The sequence below is a fragment of the Rheinheimera sp. UJ51 genome, from assembly GCF_020819615.1.
GTDB classification, from domain to species: Bacteria; Pseudomonadota; Gammaproteobacteria; order Enterobacterales; family Alteromonadaceae; genus Alishewanella; species Alishewanella maricola.
Map to the genome: position 1 here is coordinate 1 of NZ_JAJHOG010000011.1, position 19686 is coordinate 19686.

The window sequence follows — 19686 nt, forward strand, 5'->3', positions numbered from 1 at the left end:
ACAAACTGGCCGGACGATACCGAAACAGGTGGCCGGATGAGGCCGAAATCAGTGGCCGGATGATACCGAAATGGGTGGCCGACTCATGCCGAAATCGCTGGCCGGATCATCCCGAAATACGCACCGATAAAGATAGTATTATCCTTGAGACATCTAAAGCCCATAATCTTAAAACATTTAAGACTGTTGAGCCCAACGTTAGTCATCAACAATCTCAAGATGACACTGAGAGCTGCAATACTCTTGTTACATCCCAGGTTAAAAAACAGCAATACGAAAATAAGTTGGAAAGCCGTAATCCAGTTGTTGGACAGCAAAATAATAACCCTAAATCCAATTACATATTGAATCCCAATAAGATAGCTGAACTTAAAGGTAGTATTCAGCAATCCGATATTAGAGTGGAAAGCAACCATGTAGTTGCTGAGCCTAAAGTCCTCATTCAACCATCTAATAATGGACTGGCAAGGCGCGGTGAGGTTTTAGAACGTAAAAGCCACATTCAACCATCCAGTAATGGACTGGCAAGGCGCAGTGAGGTTGTAGAACCTAAAAGCCAGATTCAACCATTCAGTAATAGACTGGCAAGGCGCAGTGAGGTTGTAGAACCTAAAAGCCAGATTCAACCATCCAGTAATGGACTGGCAAGGCGCAGTGAGGTTTTAGAGCTTAAAGGTCACATTCAACCATCCAGTAATGGACTGGCAAGGCGCAGTGAGGTTGTAGAACCTAAAAGCCACATTCAACCATCCAGTAATGGACTGGCAATGCGCAGTGAGGTTGTAGAACCTAAAGGCCACATTCAACCATCCAGTAATGGACTGGCAATGCGAAGTGAGGTTGTAGAACCTAAAGTCCACATTCAACCATCCAGTAATGGAATAGAAAGCCCTGAGAAGCTTATTGAGCCTACAGGCTGCATTCAAACATCCAGTTCTGTGATGAAAAACGCGGAGTCGTTAAAACGATTTATTTTGTCTTTGCCGCTAGGTACTCATCCCGTGCCAGACGCAAAATACATCAAAATTAGGAAAGGCAAAGGCGTAACGGTTGTTTTATTGGTTGTTAAAAATAAACCTCTAAACCATAGTAGGATTTTAGAAAAATATAAACACAGTGACGCTTTAGATAACCAGATATTTGAAAATATACTGAACCTTTATAATTTTTTCTTGGAGCAATACCGTAGTGGTCGGTTGTTCGAGCAAATAAACTGGAAACCACACGATAATAAAGTGCGCATTAGAACAATGAGACAGCTTTTAGAGTTTCATCTAATTAATGGCAATTGGAGACAACCTGGAACGAAACAGAAATTAGAGCGCATGATAAAAAAATACTCTCTAGGTAAAAACGGAGAGGTTGATCTTCGTTATACAAGTAATGATGAGCTCATGGCTTTATTTATTGATAAAGCCGCCAATGGAGAAGCTCCTTCTGATCGCGACGAGTTACTAAAACGCATAAAAGCAGCCTACAACTTCGCAAAAAATCATCAAAATGTTGAGAAACTCGAATTCTTCATGCCACTAGAAGTTGTTAAAAGAAATCTTGGTACACCTAAAACTATAATCAGGTTGAGTGTTTATATACGATTTTTTATTAAAGCCGTTGAACTACAACAATTTGATTTGGCCATGTTCATGTTATGCCAAGAAACACTCTTTACTCGAATGCAAAATACCATCGAGTTATGCAAAAGTGATATTAACTTTGATGAATGTTTTATTCGCATCCTAGGGCATAAACACAAAAACGGCAAAAATGGCTTTTACTATTTTCCACCAGGGTTAATTTCTTTGTTTAAAGCTTTCACTGTTTATAGGATGAAAAGAACTAAAAGCAGCAATCCATGCTTATTTCCATCATTAACCAATACTGCCAAATGTAAGGCTAACTTTGGTAAGGAGCTAACTTTGGTTCGCGAGGCTATTATCAGTGATTTAAAACAATCTGATGGTGATGATGCAGTCCGCGAGGAAGTAAGAGAGGTGAGAGCTTTTATATTCCATGATCTTAGAGGTTTAAATAACTCATTACTAAAAGAAATTAACGTGAGAGAAGGCGAAGCTAGTAATGCTTTTAATAGATATGTTGGAGCAGTTGAACTTGCTTATAACGACCTGTCTGACAGGAACCAACGTATGTTCAAAAATAAAAAGCTAAAGTATATTTCAGATAAGCATCCTGAATATAAACTTGCAATTGACCATCTCGAGGCTCATTTCAGCTCGGATGAGCAGCCTACTGCCGAATAAATCTTCAACATAACAACATAACAAAAAAACTAGCTAGTCTTATATTTGCTCAAAAGCCTGATACTGCGTTTCACTTTAAAGCATGCTATCGGGTCATTATGCTTAAGCACGCCGTTCTGAGGCTCTTGCAGTAAAAGGAGTTACCTTAGAATATATAAAATAATAAGCTGATCAATGTTAATTCTGGCGAGCTTGTTGATGTAGTAATATTAATTTTCAAATTAGCGAGCTTTTTAACGCGTAAAATAGCTTTAACAAGCTAGGCGGTTTCAAAATGTAAATTGAGAGTAGTAGTTTTTAAATTAAAAAAATAAGTATTTCTTATCTAGATTAACAACCCTAAGTGTCAAAATTAAGGTGTTAAAATAAAAACAATTAGACATGGAGTTAAGAATAAGTATTATGAAGGGTGTAAAAAAAGGTGTAAAAATAAGCTTTGAAAATCCTAAACCCGCGAATTTAAAGGGTTTCAGGGCAGGAATGGTGGCCCCAGCTGGACTCGAACCAGCGACCGATCGATTATGAGTCGAGCGCTCTAACCAACTGAGCTATAGGGCCATTATGTTGCGTATTTTTCGATTGCAGTGTTCACACATCCCTGATGATCTGCACTCAGCTCGGCCATCCACGGCCTCGCGTTCAAGTCTCTCGAAGTGATGTTAAATCACTTCTCGTCACTTGCAGTGACCGCCTTTCACCTAAGCTATGGGGCCATTATATGTATGTGTTAAATCACTTCTCGCCACTTACAGTGGCCGCCTTTCACCTAAGCTATGGGGCCATTATATGTATGTGTTAAATCACTTCTCGCCACTTATAGTGGCCGCCTTTCACCTAAGCTATAAGGTCATTATAACATCTTGATGCTAAGTAACTTAAAGCGCAGGCAGTATAAAAACTTTTCGGCGCTTTGTCATCCGGCTTGTTAGGCTAAGTGAAGTTAATTGCTGATTTTTTAGACTTTATGGCCGAGAAATAACAAAGGCGCCAATCGGCGCCTTTGTTTTTGCGTTGTGCTTACTCGTCTAAGAAGCTTTTTAATACTTCTGAACGTGAAGGGTGGCGCAATTTACGTAACGCTTTCGCTTCAATTTGACGGATACGCTCGCGTGTTACGTCAAACTGTTTGCCTACTTCTTCTAAGGTATGGTCGGTATTCATATCAATACCAAACCGCATCCGTAGAACTTTGGCTTCGCGGGCGGTTAAGCCGGCTAACACTTCGTTGGTAGCGTTTTTCAGGCTTTCCATGGTGGCGGAATCGAGTGGTGATTCACCCGCACCGTCTTCGATAAAGTCGCCTAAATGCGAATCTTCATCATCACCAATGGGCGTTTCCATTGAAATAGGCTCTTTGGCAATTTTCAGCACCTTGCGGATCTTATCTTCTGGCATTTGCATGCGTTCTGATAATTCTTCAGGTGATGGCTCGCGACCCATTTCTTGCAGCATTTGCCGTGAAATACGATTAAGTTTGTTAATGGTCTCAATCATGTGCACTGGAATACGAATAGTCCGTGCTTGGTCAGCAATAGAGCGGGTGATCGCTTGACGGATCCACCAAGTCGCGTAGGTTGAGAACTTGTAACCACGGCGGTATTCGAACTTATCTACAGCCTTCATCAAGCCGATGTTACCTTCCTGAATTAAATCCAGGAATTGTAAGCCACGGTTGGTGTATTTTTTGGCGATAGAGATAACCAAACGTAAGTTAGCTTCAACCATTTCTTTTTTGGCGCGGCGAGCTTTTGCTTCACCAATCGACATACGACGGTTGATATCTTTAATTTTAAAGATGCTTAGGCCAGTTTCTTCTTCAACTTTTTTCAGCTTTTCAATATTGCGTACTAAGTCTTCCTGCATTTCTTGCAGTTTCGGCGAGTAGGCTTTATTGGCTGCGATCTCGGCTGATAACCAAGCAGTTGAAGTTTCGGCACCGGTAAAGGCTTTCACGAAGTTTTTCTTCGGCATTTTGGCGTATTCAACGCAGTGTTTCATCACTAAGCGTTCTTGCACGCGTACCCGGTCCATCATTTCACGCATGTTTTTCACTAAGCGATCGAACTGCTTAGGCACCAGGCGGAAACAGCGGAACACTTCGCTCAGTTTTTCAATTTCTTCTTTGGTTGTGGGGTGTTCGCGGCCGTTTTGTACGATGGAGTGACGAGTCACTTCATATTGGGTACGCAACTCAGCAAATTTAACGCGAGCAACTTCTGGATCAGGCCCCGTATCTGTATCGCTATCGTCGCTGTCGCTATCATCATCGCTGTCGTCGTCGGTATCTTTACTGTCATCCTGATGTTCTTCAGGTAAATCAGAGCCGATATTGCTACCCATCACAGGTGCTTCTTCAACTTCGTTCGGATCAATAAAAGCAGAGACAATGTCGCTTAGGCGAATTTCTTCCGCTTCAAACTTATCCCATTGTTCTAACAGGTAAGTAATGGCTTCAGGATATTCAGCAACCGAAGTTTGCACCTGATTGATGCCTTCTTCGATGCGCTTAGCGATAACGATCTCGCCTTCGCGCGTCAACAATTCAACGGTACCCATTTCACGCATGTACATACGTACGGGGTCCGTGGTGCGACCTAATTCTTTATCTACGCTAACTAGCGCTTGAGCAGCTTCTTCCGCAGCGTCTTCATCGGCGGCGGCATCGGACATGATCAGATCATCAGCATCAGGTGCAGTTTCGTACACTTGAATGCCCATATCGTTGATCATACGAACAATATCTTCGATCTGATCTGAATCGATAATGTCTTGTGGAAGGTGATCGTTAACTTCAGCAAAGGTTAGATACCCTTGCTCTTTACCTTTCAGGATCAGGAGTTTTAACTGCGACTGAGGACTTTGCTCCATAGAGACTTATCTTCCACCAAAGTTGATTAATCTAAAAATGCGAACTAGCGATTATAACAAAGCGGGGCTTTTCTAGCCAGCCGCGTTAGCCAACTGTTCGCGGTTTTTTGCTTTTTAAAGCTCTTAACAGCAAAACATACTCATGTTGTTCTGCTTGTGTTAGTTGTTTTAATTTATCTTTTCGTTCCAACGCTTCTAGCCGTTGTTGTAAATATATATCTTCGATCGAGTGAAACGTGTCGAGAAAGTCCTGACTTAATTGTTCCGGTTCGATCTGATGCTCCCATGTAGCTAACTTTAACAGGATGGCATGCTCAGGCAAATCTCGCCAGTATTCCAACAATTGAGCCGTGGTTAACTCGGGTTTTTCTAATAACAGTTCTTGTATTTTTAATAACAAGCTCATGCCTGGGATGCTTGCTGTTGCCAGCTCGGGAGCATAGGGCATAACCTTTGCTAAAGACGGATATTGTAATAACAAAGCCATGGCGCGACGCATCGGTGTAATTTTTAGATTAGCACTGGCTGGGCGCGCTGCTACAGGCCTAGCGTTGCTGGGTTTAGTACGCTGTGTTTTACGGCCTAACAAGTTATCCAGTTTGTCGGTTAATTGCTCGCGGTAAAAACTGCCGGGGACTTGTTTAATTAATTCAGCGCCTTTATTGGCCAGTGCCGATTTACCCGCATCGGTCGCCACATCATGCATCACCAACAAATGCTCGAATAAATATTGTGACAGCGGTTGTGCTTGCTCTAAGCGAGCCAAAAAGGCCTCTTTACCTTCTTTTTGTACCAACGAATCTGGATCTTCGCCATCAGGTAAGAACACAAAGTTAAGTTCTACACCGTCTTTTAATTGCGGCAAGGCATTTTGTAAGGCGCGCCATGCTGCATCGCGACCGGCGCGATCACCGTCGTAACAACAAATTACCTGCGGAGCATAGCGGAACAACGTATTAATATGATCTGAAGTGGTCGCGGTACCTAAACAGGCTACGGCAAAGCGAATGTCATGTTCCGCCAGTGCCACAACGTCCATGTAGCCTTCAACCACTAACAGTCGGCTTAGATGACCAGGTTGTTGGCGTGCTTCATATAAACCGTAAAGCTCCCGACCTTTATGAAATAAGGTTGTTTCGGGTGAATTAAGGTATTTGGGTTGCCCATCACCGAGTACTCGACCACCAAAAGCGATGACTCGACCGCGCTTATCGCGGATCGGAAACATCAGTCGGTCACGGAAAAAATCAAACTCACGGCCATTTTCATTCCGGCTGATCAGTTTTAATTGCAACAACTGATCTCGTATCGCTTTACCACCTTGGCCGCTGAGTACTTTCAGCAGCGCGTCCCAGCTTTCTGGGGCATAGCCTAGTTGAAATTCGGCAGCGGTTTGGGCACTTAAACCACGACGAGTTAAATACGCTTGCACTTCCGCTGCTTTACTATGCTGTTGTAACTGCTGCTGATAAAAATCAGCCGCTTTTTGCATCAAGCTATAATCATCGGCTTGCGGTGCCGGCCTGTGCGGTTGATTGCCTTGCTCACGCGGCACTTCCATATGCAGATCTTTGGCAAGCTCTTCAATCGATTCAACAAATTCTAGCTGCTCAAACTCCATCATGAAGGTGATGGCATTACCGTGCGCGCCACAACCAAAGCAATGATAAAACTGCTTATCGGGGCTAACGGTAAAAGAGGGGCTTTTTTCGTTATGAAAAGGGCAGCAAGCGGTGTAGTTGCGACTACCTGCTTTTTTTAACGGTACGCGTTTATCGATCAGCTCAACAATATCGGTGCGAGCCAGTACATCATCGATAAATTGACGGGGAATTTGTCCTGCCACTTTTGTCCTTTTTAATGCTGTTTCAGAAAAAGACAAACCGTGTTACAAGAACACGGTGTGCAGATAAAGCATGTTTCGAAAGCGGCAAGTGATTAACTTGGCAGTAGCACTGCGCTCCGCTTTCTACCGATAACCGGCAGCTGTAGATTAGTACAGGCGGATACGGCGTGCGTTTTCGCGAGAAAGCTTCTTAGCATGACGTTTTACCGCTGCTGCTTTCTTACGCTTACGAATCCAAGTTGGTTTTTCATAGAACTCTTTTGCACGAACGTCTGCTAATACGCCGGCTTTTTCACAAGAGCGCTTGAAACGACGTAAAGCTACGTCAAAGGGTTCGTTTTCTTTTACTTTAACTACAGGCATTAAATTCTCACCTCAGGCCAAAACTGGTTGTCGTTAACCAATACGATTAAAAATGGTGCGGTATTTTACGCAAAAAGCGCCCCAGATGTAAAGCGCTTCTGCGATCTTAAATCAGATCATCTGGCTATAGGTGCTGCAAGCCGTTACAATGCGCGTTTTCAGGGCGGCAATCATAACGGAAAAAAGCAGCGTCTGCTTGCGTTTTTCTGCATTTTTCGTCGTGCTTGGCGCAAATAATCTGCTGAGGCTCCAAGAATGCGTGTATTAGGTATCGAAACCTCTTGTGATGAAACCGGTATCGCCATTTATGATGGTGAAAAAGGGCTGCTTAGCCATGTGTTATACAGCCAAATCCCTATTCATGCTGATTACGGTGGCGTGGTGCCTGAGTTAGCGTCACGTGATCATGTGCGCAAAACCTTACCCTTGATTAAACAAGCTTTAAAAGAAGCCGGTTTAACGGCGGCAGATATTGATGGTGTTGCTTATACGGCGGGGCCAGGTTTGGCTGGCGCCTTGTTGGTGGGGGCCACTTTGGGACGCAGCTTAGCTTTTGCATGGCAGAAACCGGCGCTGGCGGTGCATCATATGGAAGGGCATTTACTGGCGCCCATGCTTGAAGAAGACGTACCGGCCTTTCCGTTTTTAGCGTTATTAGTGTCGGGCGGCCATACGCAATTAGTGGCGGTAGAGGGCATTGGTCAATACCGTTTACTGGGCGAGTCAATTGATGATGCTGCCGGTGAAGCTTTTGATAAAACAGCGAAGTTAATGGGTTTAGATTACCCTGGCGGCCCGTTACTGGCTAAGTTAGCGAAAACGGGCGATGCTAAAAAATACCCATTCCCGCGGCCGATGACTGACCGTCCTGGTTTAGATTTTAGCTTTAGCGGTTTAAAAACAGCTGCCTCTATGGTGATTCAAAAAGAAGGCAATGCTTTACAGGTGCAAGCTGATATTGCCGCCTCATTTCAGCAAGCAGTGGTTGATACCCTTTTGATTAAATGCCGTCGTGCCTTGGCAGAAACCAGCTATAAGCGTTTAGTGATTGCCGGTGGGGTTAGCGCGAATGAATCGCTGCAACACCAATTAGCCGAGCTGCTCAGTAGTTTAGGGGGTAAGGTGTATTATCCGCGCAAGGAGTTTTGTACTGACAATGGCGCGATGATTGCGTTTGCGGGTTATCAGCGTTTAAAGGCTGGGCAACAGCAAGATTTAACCATAGGTGTAACGCCACGTTGGCCGCTAGAGCAGTTACCTGCGCTATAAAAATCTCGGGTGCTTATTCACGCACCCGTTTTGATTTATCCCAAATTTTACTTTCTTGGCCGCGGTAGAGGCGCAAAATGTTTTCACGATGCCGTGCAATAATCAGCAGGCTAAGCATAAACACCGGCAGGGTATATAAAGGTTTAATCCACCAGGTAAATAGCGGTGCCAAAGCCACGGTCATTATTGCGCCCAGTGAAGAGTAACCCGTCACTAATACCACTGTTAGCCAAGAGCCAATTAATAAACCCGCTAAATCTAAGCCAATCGGCATCATTGCCCCTAACGCGGTGGCAACGGCTTTTCCGCCTTTAAAACCAAAAAATATCGGATAAATGTGACCGATACAGGCGCAAATACCCACAGCCCCTAACCATACCGGTTCGATTTTTAAGAAATAAGAGCCCCAAACCGGAATAGTGCCTTTGAGAATATCGAACACTAGGACCAAAACGGCCGGGAATTTACCGCCAAGGCGCAGCACATTAGTGGTACCAGGGTTACCCGAGCCGTGAAAACGTGGGTCAGGTAAGCGAAAAAGTTGGCAAACCAGCACAGCCGAAGAGATAGAACCTAGCAGGTAAGCAATAAGCATCATTAACAAGATCAGCAGGGTCATTCCATGGTTCCTCAGCACCCTTTTTTACGATACTATTGCGGCATCTTTGTCGGACAGCAAAATACGGGCGTTGCTGTATATATTCTATCCGACAAGCCTACCTGAAACGAAAAATAACGCAATGCGGAATTAACTGGATGGACATCGTTTTTATCAAGCAGCTACAGGTTGATACCGTGATTGGCGTGTACGACTGGGAAAAAACTATCAAGCAGCGCTTGCTGTTAGATCTTCGCCTAACCGCCGATCAGCGGGCTGCCGCTCAAGCAGATGATATTCGCTTAACACTTGATTATGCGGTGATTAGTGCCCGCGTGATTGAGTTGATTACTGCCGAACCTATTGAATTAATTGAAACAGTGGCTGAGCGCGTGGCGCAATTGTTATTAACAGAATTTAGTACCAGCCAAGTGGAAGTGACGGTCAGTAAACCCGGTGCGGTGCCTCAAGCGCAAACGGTCGGGGTACAGATCACGCGCTTTGCGCCAGAGGTTAATCACTGATGCCACGTATTTATATTAGTGTAGGTTCTAACATTAATCGTGATTTTCATGTGCGCCATGGTGTACGCGCCTTAGTCAGTGAACTGAGTGCGGTAACGTTATCTTCTGTTTATCAAAGTGAAGCCGTGGGTTTTGTTGGCGATGACTTTTTTAATATGGTGCTCGGTGCAGACACCGATTTATCTATTGTTGATTGCATTAGTTTATTAAAGCGCATTGAAGATCAATTTGGTCGCGTGCGTGGTGCCGAAAAGTTTTCTGGTCGTACTCTGGATTTAGATTTGTTGACGTACGATCAGCAAATTTGTGATTCACCCGTGGTGTTACCTCGGGCAGAAATTACCGAGAATGCTTTTGTACTGTGGCCTTTGGCTGAAATTGCCGCAGATGAGATCCATCCTACCACCGGTTTAAGCTATGCCGCTTTATGGCAGGGCTACAACCAATCCCAAAAAATATGGCCCGTTGAATTTTCATGGAGTGAGCCAACTTGAGTACCATTGAAGTTATTATCCTGTCTTTAATCCAAGGATTAACCGAGTTTTTACCTATTTCCTCTTCGGCCCATTTAATTTTGCCCTCTGCCGTTTTGGGCTGGCAAGATCAGGGTATTGCTTTTGATGTCGCGGTGCATGTCGGTACCTTGTTGGCAGTGATGCTGTATTTTCGACAGGATATTGGCAATTTAACTGTGGGTTGGGTGAAAAGCCTAGGCGGTAACCACAGCACGGATAGTAAGTTGGCATGGTGGGTGATTTTAGCCACGATCCCCGCAGCCTTGGCTGGTTTACTGGCGGCCGATTTAATTGAAACCTTTTTACGTTCACCGTGGGTGATTGCTATCACCACCATCGTTTTTGGTTTGGCGCTATGGTGGGCTGATGTCACGGCAAAACAGCATATTCCGATGAATGCATTAACCTTAAAGCAAACCTTGTTTATTGGTTTTGCCCAAGCCATTGCCTTAATCCCGGGTACGTCGCGTTCGGGGATCACCATGACGGCGGCTATGTTAATTGGTTTAGATAAAGTTAGCGCTGCGCGTTTTTCATTTTTACTGTCGATCCCGATCATCGTACTCAGCGGTGGCTATCAGGCCAGCAAACTGCTCAGTGAGCCAGCCGAGTATGATATGGGCGGCATCTTGTTAGGGGTATTGTTATCCTTTATCAGTGCCACCATTTGTATTCACTTCTTTTTAAAAATTATCAGCCGCATGGGCATGTTGCCCTTTGTCATTTACCGCATGTTGCTAGGTATCGGCTTGATGGCGTTTTTAAGCCTGTCTGCGAGCTAATTACCATTTAGCGTTTGTTGTGCGTGGCTAATGGCTTGCAAGCGTGCTTGTTGCAAGGCCTCTTTAATGGCGTGCCCGGTGATGCCCTGTGCGATCAGGGCTTTTGCACTTACCGCCATCGCTGCTTCGGCCAGCTTGGGTAACAGCACTGCGGGCGGGTAGTCTGCCTGTTCAAAGCCTGTTCTACCGCGTAAATCAGCGGTACAGCACAGTAAAATATCGCTCAAACGCTCAGGCTTTCGCCACAAATCGATAGCGTTAAACAGTTTTAATACGGTTTTAGCATTAAGTTCTGCTGCACGATGGATCAGTTGATGGTATTCACAGACCAACAATGCCAGATCGCGACAGTCGTTGGGTACGCGTAGTCTTTTACATAACGCTGTAATGAGCGCTAAGCCACGATGTTCATGACCATGATGGGCAGGCAACGCGGCTATTGGCGTCACCCCTTTCCCTACATCATGCACCAAAGCAGCAAAGCGGATGTCTAAGCGTTGACTTAACGCGGCCGCTTGTTGCAGCACTAATAAGCTATGAATGCCGCTATCAATTTCTGGATGCCATTTCTCGGGTTGTGGTACGCCCCAAAGCGCGGCCAGTTCGGGCATCAATACCGACAGTGCACCACATTGCTGTAATAACTGAAAATAAGCAGCAGGCTGCTCGGTATTTAACGCTTTAGCGGTTTCAACCCAAACGCGCTCGGCACTGAGTGTGGTTAATTCACCGTGCTGACTAAGCTGTGTCATCAGTGCTAAGGTTTCAGGCGCTACGGTAAAACCCAGATGAGCATAACGCGCATAAAAGCGCGCGACACGAAGCACGCGTAGCGGATCTTCAACAAAGGCGTCAGAGACATGGCGTAGCTGTTTTTGCTCTATATCACGCTGGCCGTGAAAAGGATCAATATAGTTTCCTGCAGCATCTTGGGCGATGGCATTGATGGTGAGATCGCGTCTGGCTAAATCTTGTTCCAAAGTGACATCTGCCGCGGCGTATACCGTAAAACCGGTATAACCTGAACCCGCTTTGCGCTCTGTGCGCGCTAAGGCATATTCCTCTTTCGTTTTGGGGTGCAGAAATACCGGGAAGTCTTTACCGACTTGTTGGTAGCCTTGGCTGAGTAATTCTGCAGGTGTTGCCCCCACAACCACCCAATCGCGTTCGTGAAAAGGGTAACCGAGTAATTGATCGCGAACTGCGCCGCCGACAAGATAAATTTGCACAAGCTTTCCTGCTGCTGGTTTTTTTGCCATTATACCTGCCTTGCGATGAAATGCAGTGCTAAAGGAATGTGATGTACACCGGATTTTTTGGTTTAAACAGTGCGCCATTTTCAATAGCGCCGAATCCCGACTTTATGTATCTCAGCCCACGTCATGCTGAAGCGTTAGCCCATTTGCGTTATGGCTTGGGGGATGCCGGCGGCTTTGTGCTACTGACCGGCGAAGTAGGTACCGGTAAAACGACCGTCTCACGCAGTTTGCTGCAAGAGTTAGACGAGACCACCGATGTGGCGTTTATTCTTAACCCAACGTTATCGGAATTAGAATTATTGGCGGCCATTTGTGACGAGTTGAAAATTCGTTACCGCAAAACTGATGCGAGCCTAAAACTATTAGGCGACAAAATTACCCAACGGTTGCAAAAAAACCATGATGCCGGCAAGAAAACCATTTTAATTATTGATGAAGCCCAGCATTTACAGCCTGCTGTATTGGAACAGTTACGCTTGCTCACCAATTTAGAAACAAATACCAAGAAATTACTGCAGGTGATTTTAATTGGCCAGCCAGAATTACAGCAGCTGTTGCAACGTAACGATTTACGGCAATTAGCTCAGCGCATTACGGCGCGTTATCATTTATTGCCGCTTAATTTAGCCGAAGTGCAGCAATATATGCGTTATCGTCTGCAAGTGGCGGGTTGTCAGCGACCGGTATTCAGTGACAAGGCGGTAAAAAAACTGTTTGAATTAAGCGGCGGTATTCCACGGTTATTGAATTTACTCGCCGACAGAGCGTTATTAGCAGCTTATAGTCAACAGCAAGCGTTAGTTGAATTAACACATGTGCAACGGGCGGCAGCCGAAATTTTGCCTAGTCACCCAGCCACAAATCAGCGACAAGCTTTACCTAACTGGTTATGGCCGCTGTTAGCGCTATTAGGTATAATGTTCGGGTTTTTATTGGCGCTACAAATTGTGCCGATACTGCGCGGAGAGTAAAGATTATGTCCATTTTAATGGATGCGTTAAAACAGCAACAACCCGCACCTCAGGTGCCATCCACCTTTTGGCGCAATGTGGCAATTAGCCTTGCCTTAATTTTAGCCACCACCCTTGGTTTTGTAGCCGGTTATATGCTGTTAGCCAGCAAACAATCGCCAAGCGATGTGACTCAACCGGCCGCACTGATCCCCGAGGTGGCGCAACCCGCAGGCCCAGCGTTAATCGCAAAAACCCTAGAGACTAAAGCGGTTGAAGCACCGGTGGTTGCAACAACAGAGCCAGAACCGGCCGCTGAGCCAGAGCGTTTTGCGCCTGAGCCACAGATGGTAACCGTGACAGCGAATACGCCACAAGCTGAGCCGGTGAACGATCCGGAAATCTCGGCTGAGTTACGTGAGCGTTTTGCCAGTGCGCTGGCCGAAACAGCAGGTAATCCACGTTCTGCCTCGAATAATCTGACAACACACAGTGCGCCGGCGCAAGATATCGCCATGCTGGATCTCACTTTACAGCGGCAATTACCGAAGTTACGTTTTGAAGCCCATGTTTTTGCTACCCAGCCCGCTCAGCGCTGGGTGAAAGTGAATGGTAAATCATTACAAGAAGGGCAATGGATCACGGCTGACGTGCGCTTACGGGAAATTACACCGCAATATGTGTTGCTCGAATTTGGTCAACAACTTTTTAGTATGCGGGCGTTAAGCGAGTGGTGAGTTACAAATAGTTACGCACTTCTAAACCATATTTTCTTAAATCAACACAGCCTTCTATTTGTTCTTCTTGCTGCCGCGATAAATCGATGACTCGCGGCGGCAGATGATGCTGATGCACACTGTGGTAAAACACCTTTACCCGTGGCAAGGTCGGCTTTTTCTGATTATTCTCCAGTACTAAGGCTAGCCGCCCAGTCGTTAAGCGTACCACGCTACCCGGCGGGTAAACGCCAATACATTTAATGAACAATTGTAATAAACTATTATCCAATTGTGCTGGCGCCATCGCCATCAGTTGCCGGATCACATTAAGCGGATTTACGTAGCTGGTTTGCACATTACTTAATTTCTCATACATATTAACGATGGTTAGCATACGGCTACCATTACTGATTTGTTGCTCTTGGAGCGGCGGTGAGCCACTGCCATCTAACAAGGCACAATGTTGGCTGATCCAAAAAGACACTTCGCCAGCCAAAGCCGTGCTTTGCTGCAACACCATCAAACTGGTGCTAATGGCGTTAGCATCGGGTTGTTGCAACAGCATCGGCTGTTGCGCTTTACCCACATCATGTAACAAGGCTGCCGTGATCAGGTTTTGGACTTTGTGTTTGGGAAAATTTAAAAAACGGGCGAAAGCGGCCATATAAACGGCACAGTTAATCGAGTGTTGTAGCAGCATATCGCTTTTTTCGGCGATACGAGTCAGATACAGCAAAACATCCGGATTGCGACTAACCGAATCAAATAACCCGGCACTGACTTCATGTACCAGGCTCAAATCAATAGGCTCTTCGTTGGCGGCGGCTTTTAGCACCTGCTGCTGTGTTTTTTTGGTTTGCTCTAAACTGCGCTCGGCTTTAGGTTGCTCTTCGGCAAATACTGCGCGAAATGCTTCGGGCTCTTTTTCAGGTGGTGGCGGTTTTGTTTCGACTGGGCGTGGGGTCAGTTGTTTGCTCGGGTCAATGGCAACCACAAGCACGCCCTGATTTTTTAAATTGCGGATGCTTTCACGTGTGCGGACAAAGCCAGCATGTTTGATGGCCAGTTGTCCGGTTTGCTCCAGCACTTTGACAATATAGCTGCCGGGCTGTAATTGGGCTATCGACACTCTTTGATATGGCATCTAATGATCTTTGCATCCGTGAAAAGTGATGAGACTCAACTAGGTCGTATTCCTAGCATAGCAAAAAGCCCGCATTTAAGCGGGCTTTTTTAGTAGCACAAGCTTCTATTTTGCCGCGTTAACCGACGTTTTCAGCCATTGTCATTAACGAGGCATTACCGCCAGCCGCTGTGGTGTTGATGGTAATGGTTTTTTCAGTGACTAAGCGATGTAACATCCGTTCATCGGCAGGCGCGGTGATTAACGGCAGTATTGCACCTTCACGCGCGGCGATCAGTTCTGCTGCCAGCGGTTTTAAAGCACTGCTGACTTCAATCACGGCACCGGCCAGATCGGTATGCGCTAACAACGTCGTTAAGCAATCTAAGCGAACTACCGCTAACAGATGTTGTGGCATACCGGCAGCAATTAACGCTTTAATACAGGCTTCCGCTTCGATAACATCGTCTTCTTCAACCGCGGTGATCACGGCATTACCTGCGGCTAAAGCAGTAATAATGCTTAATAACCAATGGCTAAAGCTGCTGGTGTCATCACGCAGTAACGCTAAGATCCCGCGTGGATCTAACGTTAAAGTGTTGCTTTCACCTGTCGGCCCCGGCAGATTAATCGGCCGTTGCAGCTCCAGTTCAACACGTTGTAACTTGCTGCGGGCCACGGTTAACACTTGCTCTAAATCAGGCTCTTGTCGACTGACAACCTTGTTAGAAGCCAAAGAGGCTAAAAACTGCCGTAACACCGATGTACGCTGGTTAATGGGTAAGGCTGCCCATTTATGCTGCGCAATATTCGCCGCTGGCATGGCATAAGCCACGGCACGGCTGGTGGTTTCTGCCAGCAAACGCACTTTTTTACCCTCATCTAACGCTGGGCAATCAACACTCAGGTTATCTTTGACTAAGCGCTGCAAATACAGTGGGCCACCGGCTTTGGGGCCGGTACCCGATAAACCACGACCACCAAAGGGTTGCACACCAACCACGGCACCGATCATGTTACGGTTTACGTAAATATTTCCGGCTTTAATTTCACGGCGAACTTTTTGCGTTAACTGATCAATACGGCTGTGCACACCGGTGGTTAGGCCATAGCCGGTGGCATTGATTTGCGCGATCACGTTATCAATCTCTTCCGCTTTAAAGCGAATAATATGCACCACAGGGCCAAACACTTCACGCTCTAACACGGTGAGATCGCTAATTTCGTATAAGTGTGGTGCAAAGAAGAAATGCTCACCTTCTGCTGGGATCGGACAAGCAAAATGCAGCGTCGCTTTATCTTGCAAATACTGTACGTGATTGGTTAAACGCTCATGTGCTTTGCTATCGATAACCGGGCCTAAATCGGTGCTTAACCACGCCGGATCACCTACATGTAGCTCTGCCATGGCGCCTTTGATCATGGTGATAATTTTATCTGCAACATCTTCTTGCAGGAACAACACCCGTAAGGCCGAGCAGCGCTGCCCCGCGCTTTGGAAACCCGAAGAGATCACATCATCGACCACTTGCTCAGGCAAGGCTGTCGAGTCGACAATCATACAGTTTTGACCGCCTGTTTCCGCGATAAGCGGCACAGGTTCACCGCCGCGCTCAGCTAATTTACGGGCGATCCAACAACCGGTTTCTGTTGAGCCGGTAAACATCACACCTTGCACACGCAGATCCGGCACAATGTGTTCACCTACTTGGCGCCCTGGTGCAATGACCAACTGCACCACATGCTTAGGCATGCCGCATTCACTTAACAGCTCGAGCGTACGCACGGCAACTAAGCTGGTTTGCTCTGCCGGTTTGGCAACAACAGTATTACCGGCAACAATAGCGGCGGCCACTTGGCCGATAAAAATGGCTAGCGGGAAGTTCCATGGGCTAATACATAAGAACACGCCACGGGCTTGTTGTGGTTTAGCGAACAACAGCTCAGCTTGATGCGCGTAATAACGACAAAAATCAACTGCTTCTCGTACTTCCGCTACGGCATCGGCCAGCACTTTACCGGCTTCTTTAACGCAGAGGGTCAGTAATTCATCTTGATGTGCTTCCATGGCATCGGCTAAGCGACGTAACAAGGCGGCGCGCTCCGCAACCGGCGTATCGGCCCAACTGGCAAAAGCGGCGTCGGCATCGCTTAACATTTGCTGCATGGCTTCAGGGGTAGCATATTGCAGGTAACCAATCACTTCTTTTAAGTTGGCCGGGTTTACTACCGCTACGTCATCCGCGTCGCTGCTGACGACGTGCAGTTTGTCTTCCCACTCTTCCATACTCTGTTTTAGCGGCGTCAGCTGGTTGATGTCGGTGAGATCTAAACCCCGCGAGTTATTGCGGCTGTGGCCAAATAAGGCGATGGGCAGTGGAATGCCTGGGTTACGTTTACTTTGCCAACCTTTGACGATTTCTACCGGGTCATGCAGTAAGGATTCAACCGGTATAGAATCATCAATAATGTTGTTAACAAAAGAGCTGTTGGCACCGTTTTCCAATAAACGACGCACCAGATAGGCTAATAAGTCAGAGTGTTCGCCAACTGGGGCATAGATGCGGCACGGGATCTTTTCATTTTCGACAATCAAATCATAAAGTGCATCACCCATACCGTGCAGACGTTGGAATTCAAAGCCAGTCAGATCACCTGCCATTTCAATAATGGTGGCGACGGTATAGGCATTGTGCGTGGCAAATTGCGGGTAAATACTGTCACGATAACTGAGCAGCTTTTTGGCACAAGCTTGATAAGAGACATCGGTAGCCGGTTTGCGGCTAAATACTGGGAAGTCGGCTAAACCTTCTACTTGCGATAACTTAATTTCAGTATCCCAATAGGCACCTTTTACTAAGCGCACCATCATTTTACGGCCAACTTTAACCGTTAGCTCGCGCAGCCATTCAATGACATAAAAGCCGCGTTTTTGATAGGCTTGTACGGCTAAACCAAAGCCTTCCCAACCATCCAGATCGGGGTCGCTAAACACTTTGGCAATCACATCTAACGACATGTCTAAGCGGTCAGCTTCTTCCGCATCCACGGTAAAGCCGATATCGTATTTTTTAGCGGCTAACGCCAGTTGTTTTAAGCGCGGCACTAATTCGGCATGCACCCGATCTAAATGGCTAAATTCATAGCGTGGGTGAATAGCAGATAATTTTACCGAGATACCCGGGCTAACAATGGGGCCACGACCTTTGGCTGCTTTACCAATAGCTTCAATGGCCGTTAAATAAGCCTCAAAATAGCGATCAGCATCGGCCATGGTACGGGCGCCTTCGCCCAGCATATCGTAAGAATAACTAAACCCTTTGGCTTCCATGACGTTAGCACGTTCTAGTGCCTTATCAATGGTGGTACCCAAGACAAATTGCGTACCCATAATTTGCATGGCATAGCGCACGGCTTGGCGGATCACTGGCTCGCCTAAGCGACCACAGGTACGCTTGAGCAAACCAAATTGTTGTTTTTTCTCGTCATCAGAATAATTAACTAATTTACCTGTGACCAATAAGCCCCAGCTTGAAACGTTAACAAATAATGAGCTGCTGTTGCCCAGGTGAGCACTCCAATCGCCTTGCGATAATTTATCGCGGATCAGTCGATCGGCTGTTAGGCTGTCAGGCACACGCAGCAAGGCTTCGGCTAGGCACATTAACACCAAGCCTTCCTCTGTCGACAGTGAAAACTCGTTTAATAGGGCATCAACTCCGCCTTTACCCACCTGCGCTTGGCGAATATATAAAACCAGTTGCCGTGCACGCTCCCAAGCCCGACTGCGTGTTTTCGCATCCACTTCTGCCAGTGGCAACAAAAAGTCTAGAACGTCATCTTCATCGGCGCGGTAATAATCGCGAATGAGTTGGCGGATAGGGTCTGTGGTGACCAAAGAACCATTAAACAGCATAGAATTATCCTGATTGTCGATACGTGAATTTGCGTTGTCATTAATGACCCGCACGAACATGCCTTTGGCTTTATTGTTATCAGCGGCATTTTAGAGAAAAGACCACAGCATAGGGTGGTTATTTTTGCGGTTTAACCGTATATAATTCTGTCAACAATATCAAATACCCAAGAAAATACTGCTATGAACTCGAACCCCAAAGCGAAAGCACTTGATCGTATTGACATCAGTATTCTCGATACGTTGCAAAAAGAAGGTCGAATTGCCAATGTTGACTTAGCCAAAAAAGTCAATTTAAGTGCTAGCCCTTGTATTGATAGAGTAAAACGTCTTGAAAAAGAGGGGTTTATTGAAGGTTATGGCGCAAGGCTGAATAGTGGCAAGTTAGGTTATGGCACCGCGGCTTTTATACAAGTAACGTTAGATAGAACCACCAGTGATGTGTTTGATAAGTTTCGCGATGCCGTGGTGCAGATCCCGGAAGTGGCAGAGTGTCATATGGTGGCTGGAGGCTTTGATTATTTACTGAAACTGCGATTACCGACGATGGAAGCTTACCGGCAGATCCTTGCCAAGATAGTCGATTTACCCGGCGTAGCGCAAACCCACACCTATGTGGTGATTGAGCAAGTGAAAAACGACCGTGGTTTACCCTTGAAAACGCATGCTGATGCCAGTACGCCCCCACAATAGGGG

16 protein-coding genes and 1 tRNA gene are annotated in these 19686 nt (G+C 46.2%); 9 read left to right on the plus strand and 8 right to left on the minus strand.

The annotated features are described in order from the left end of the window. A partial coding sequence (locus LMJ53_RS13150; protein WP_229587014.1) for a hypothetical protein occupies positions 1-2258 on the plus strand: 2258 nt, incomplete at its 5' end. Positions 2259-2739: 481 nt separating this feature from the next. Here LMJ53_RS13150 and LMJ53_RS13155 read toward each other — a convergent pair. The 4 genes from LMJ53_RS13155 to rpsU form a co-directional block, all read right to left on the minus strand. Further along, positions 2740-2816: transfer RNA gene (locus LMJ53_RS13155), tRNA-Ile, on the minus strand. A 459-nt stretch (positions 2817-3275) separates the two neighbouring features. After that, complete coding sequence (gene rpoD, locus LMJ53_RS13160) at positions 3276-5126, minus strand: RNA polymerase sigma factor RpoD (protein WP_226751719.1); 1851 nt, start codon at positions 5124-5126, stop codon at positions 3276-3278. Between the two features lie 85 nt (positions 5127-5211). Continuing rightward, positions 5212-6972, minus strand: coding sequence for a DNA primase (dnaG, locus tag LMJ53_RS13165; protein WP_229587016.1), 1761 nt, complete (start codon positions 6970-6972; stop codon positions 5212-5214). 147 nt (positions 6973-7119) lie between these two features. After that, positions 7120-7335, minus strand: a complete 216-nt coding sequence (rpsU, locus tag LMJ53_RS13170) for a 30S ribosomal protein S21 (RefSeq protein WP_189430033.1) — start codon at positions 7333-7335, stop codon at positions 7120-7122. Between the two features lie 27 nt (positions 7336-7362). Between rpsU and LMJ53_RS13175 the strand changes: the two genes are divergently transcribed. Next, positions 7363-7572: a hypothetical protein gene (locus LMJ53_RS13175; RefSeq protein ID WP_229587024.1), complete on the plus strand. Its 210-nt coding sequence runs from the start codon at positions 7363-7365 to the stop codon at positions 7570-7572. 18 nt (positions 7573-7590) lie between these two features. Further along, entirely contained in the window at positions 7591-8604 is a 1014-nt protein-coding gene (gene tsaD / locus LMJ53_RS13180; RefSeq protein WP_229587026.1) for a tRNA (adenosine(37)-N6)-threonylcarbamoyltransferase complex transferase subunit TsaD, read from the plus strand. Between the two features lie 13 nt (positions 8605-8617). On the opposite strand, the gene plsY is transcribed toward tsaD, so the two are convergent. Then, positions 8618-9223, minus strand: a complete 606-nt coding sequence (plsY, locus tag LMJ53_RS13185) for a glycerol-3-phosphate 1-O-acyltransferase PlsY (RefSeq protein WP_229587069.1) — start codon at positions 9221-9223, stop codon at positions 8618-8620. A gap of 137 nt (positions 9224-9360) precedes the next feature. Here plsY and folB point away from each other — a divergent pair, with 137 nt between their 5' ends. Genes folB through LMJ53_RS13200 form a run of 3 tightly spaced genes read left to right on the plus strand, consistent with a single transcriptional unit; the run spans position 9361 to position 11023 of the window. Continuing rightward, entirely contained in the window at positions 9361-9726 is a 366-nt protein-coding gene (gene folB, locus LMJ53_RS13190; RefSeq protein ID WP_226751724.1) for a dihydroneopterin aldolase, read from the plus strand. After that, a complete protein-coding gene (folK, locus tag LMJ53_RS13195; protein ID WP_226751725.1) occupies positions 9726-10220 on the plus strand; it encodes a 2-amino-4-hydroxy-6-hydroxymethyldihydropteridine diphosphokinase in 495 nt (164 codons plus the stop codon). The genes folB and folK overlap by 1 nt, the downstream gene beginning before the upstream one ends. Further along, entirely contained in the window at positions 10217-11023 is an 807-nt protein-coding gene (locus LMJ53_RS13200) for an undecaprenyl-diphosphate phosphatase (protein WP_229587071.1), read from the plus strand. The genes folK and LMJ53_RS13200 overlap by 4 nt, the downstream gene beginning before the upstream one ends. On the opposite strand, the gene LMJ53_RS13205 is transcribed toward LMJ53_RS13200, so the two are convergent. After that, entirely contained in the window at positions 11020-12252 is a 1233-nt protein-coding gene (locus tag LMJ53_RS13205) for a multifunctional CCA addition/repair protein (RefSeq protein ID WP_229587094.1), read from the minus strand. The two genes, LMJ53_RS13200 and LMJ53_RS13205, sit on opposite strands and share 4 nt — an antisense overlap. A 71-nt stretch (positions 12253-12323) precedes the next feature. Here LMJ53_RS13205 and LMJ53_RS13210 point away from each other — a divergent pair, with 71 nt between their 5' ends. Beyond that, entirely contained in the window at positions 12324-13253 is a 930-nt protein-coding gene (locus LMJ53_RS13210; protein WP_229587096.1) for an ExeA family protein, read from the plus strand. 5 nt (positions 13254-13258) lie between these two features. Further along, positions 13259-13969, plus strand: a complete 711-nt coding sequence (locus LMJ53_RS13215; RefSeq protein ID WP_229587108.1) for a general secretion pathway protein GspB — start codon at positions 13259-13261, stop codon at positions 13967-13969. A 1-nt stretch (position 13970) separates the two neighbouring features. Here LMJ53_RS13215 and LMJ53_RS13220 read toward each other — a convergent pair whose 3' ends face one another. Both LMJ53_RS13220 and putA read right to left on the minus strand, forming a co-directional pair. Then, complete coding sequence (locus LMJ53_RS13220) at positions 13971-15095, minus strand: HD-GYP domain-containing protein (protein WP_229587111.1); 1125 nt, start codon at positions 15093-15095, stop codon at positions 13971-13973. A gap of 118 nt (positions 15096-15213) precedes the next feature. Next, complete coding sequence (gene putA, locus LMJ53_RS13225; RefSeq protein ID WP_229587113.1) at positions 15214-18990, minus strand: bifunctional proline dehydrogenase/L-glutamate gamma-semialdehyde dehydrogenase PutA; 3777 nt, start codon at positions 18988-18990, stop codon at positions 15214-15216. A gap of 183 nt (positions 18991-19173) precedes the next feature. Here putA and LMJ53_RS13230 point away from each other — a divergent pair, with 183 nt between their 5' ends. Continuing rightward, positions 19174-19683, plus strand: a complete 510-nt coding sequence (locus LMJ53_RS13230) for an Lrp/AsnC ligand binding domain-containing protein (protein ID WP_226751731.1) — start codon at positions 19174-19176, stop codon at positions 19681-19683. Positions 19684-19686 lie beyond the last annotated feature (3 nt).